Genomic DNA, 252 nt, shown 5'->3' on the forward strand with positions numbered 1-252 from the left:
GTGTTACCGGCGGCGAGCACTTCGAAAATCTGGTTCCAGGTACTACCCCGGTTAACACCACCGTTACCGATACACCGAGCACCGATAACACCACCACCGTTACGCTGACAGCGCCGACGGAGGCGAATGAGGGTGGCCAGATCACCTATACCGCGACCTTGAGCAATAAGGCCGGTACCGACGTCACGCTGAAGTTGGATAACGGCTCTTCGATCACCATCAAGGCTGGCGACACGGTTGGCACTGTGACCG

1 protein-coding gene is annotated in these 252 nt (G+C 57.9%); it reads left to right on the forward strand.

Annotation, left to right across the window (positions count from 1 at the left end):
* The coding region (locus AAEY72_RS15700) for an immunoglobulin-like domain-containing protein (RefSeq protein ID WP_352311554.1) at positions 1–252 on the forward strand (252 nt) is incomplete at both ends.

This window comes from Psychrobacter sp. W2-37-MNA-CIBAN-0211, assembly GCF_040309405.1.
GTDB classification, from domain to species: Bacteria; Pseudomonadota; Gammaproteobacteria; order Pseudomonadales; family Moraxellaceae; genus Psychrobacter; species Psychrobacter glaciei.